General features: G+C 34.5%; 2 protein-coding genes. Both read left to right on the top strand.

The window, feature by feature from the left end; translation table 11 throughout:
- Positions 1 to 99: 99 nt before the first annotated feature.
- Positions 100 to 1,623, top strand: coding sequence for a galactarate dehydratase (gene garD / locus ACFHWD_RS20520; protein WP_229981423.1), 1,524 nt, complete (start codon positions 100 to 102; stop codon positions 1,621 to 1,623).
- A gap of 135 nt (positions 1,624 to 1,758) precedes the next feature.
- Positions 1,759 to 1,951: NAD(P)-binding domain-containing protein (locus ACFHWD_RS20525; protein WP_369869490.1), on the top strand; the 193-nt coding region annotated here is incomplete at its 3' end.

The following is a 1,951-nucleotide window of genomic DNA, read 5'->3' on the forward strand; positions in this document are numbered from 1 at the left end:
TGAAATATATAATTAAAGAGTTAAAAAAGTTAGTAAAATCAATGGCTGCAGTATTCTGCAACCGACTATATAAACTTATTATATTAGGAGTGAAATATAATGGATGTCAGAAATATGGAACCTCTATATATCAAAATTAATCCTAAAGACAATGTGGCAGTTATAGTAAATAAAGGTGGATTAAAAAAAGATACATTATTGGATGGTGGGTTTAAACTTCTTTCAGATATTCCAGAAGCTAATAAAGTAATGCTTGAGGACGTATCAAAAGATGAACCTATCATAAGATATGGTGAAATAATTGGATATGCAAAATCTGATCTTAAAAAAGGAAGCTGGCTTCATGAAGATAAAGTAAGACTTCCCAGGGCATGTCCTCTGGATAATTTGAAAAGTGGGTATATGGTGGAGCATTATAATCCCCTTGAAGGTTATACTTTTTTAGGATACAGAAATGATGACGGAAGTGTCGGCACAAAAAATATTCTTGGAATTACAACTACGGTTCAATGTTCGGAAGGAGTGGTAAATGTAGCTGTAGATAGAATAAGAAGTGAACTTCTTCCAAAATATAAAAATGTAGATGATGTTGTTGCACTTAATCACCTATATGGTTGTGGTGTAGCTATATACGGTGATAATGCCGAAATACCGATAAGGGCAATAAGAAATTTATCTAAGAATCCCAATTTTGGGGGACAGCTTCTCACTATATGTCTTGGCTGTGAGAAACTTGTACCGACAATATTATTTCCCAAAATAGAAAACGATGATCTTGTAGTTTTACAGGAATGTCATGGTTTTAAAGAAATGATTGATGAAATAATGAGAAAAGCAGAAAAAAAACTTGAAAAGCTAAATTCCCGTACAAGAGTGGAATGTCCTGTATCAGATCTTGTAGTTGGACTTCAATGTGGTGGAAGTGATGCCTTTTCCGGAATAACTTCAAATCCTGCTGTTGGATTTGCAGCAGATCTTCTTGTAAGAGCCGGTGCGAAAGTTATGTTTTCTGAAGTTACGGAAATAAGAGATGCAGTACACCTTCTTGCACCTAGAACAAAAGATGACAAAGTTCTGAAAAAACTTGTCAGGGAAATGAAATGGTATGATAAATACCTTGAAAAATCACACGTTGACAGAGATGCGAATCCATCTCCTGGAAATAAAAAAGGTGGACTTTCAAATGTAGTAGATAAAGCCTTGGGTTCTGTTGCAAAGTCGGGAACCACGAGTATAGTAGATGTACTCTCTCCAGGTGAGAGAATTAAAAAGAGAGGAATGACTTATGCGGCAACTCCGGCTAGTGATTTTTTCTGCGGAACAATGCAGCTGGCATCGGGAATGACACTTCAAGTATTTACTACGGGGAGAGGTACAACCTATAATTTGAAGATAAGTCCTGTGATCAAGGTATCCAGTAATTCAACTTTGAAGGAAAAATGGTTTGATCTTATAGATCTTGATGCAGGTAGAATAGCAACTGGTAAAAAAAGTATAGAAGAAGTCGGATGGGAATTGTTTAAATTAATAATAGATGTAGCAAGTGGAAGAAAGAAAACTTATGGGGATATTCATGGACTCTATAATGCACTTGGAATATTCAATCCAGCTCCAATTACATAATGTTTCAAATTTTGTTTATGCATATATATGAAACAAATTATGGATAGTTACTTATATTTGTGCAAATGAACATTGATTGTAATAGCGGAAAATATGATAATAATAATATAAATTAAAGTACAGGAGGATTAACGTATGAAAATAGGATTTATAGGACTTGGAATCATGGGAAAACCGATGTCGAAGAATTTGATAAAGGCAGGTTATAACCTTGTAGTATTTGATATCAATAAATCAGCTGTTGACGAAGTTGTAAAAGCAGGAGCTGAAGAAGGAACTTCTGCAAAGGATGTTGCATCAAAAACCGATGTTATTATAACAATGCTTC

The sequence above is a fragment of the Clostridium sp. MT-14 genome (assembly GCF_042436595.1).
Classification (GTDB): Bacteria; Bacillota; Clostridia; order Clostridiales; family Clostridiaceae; genus Clostridium_B; species Clostridium_B aromativorans.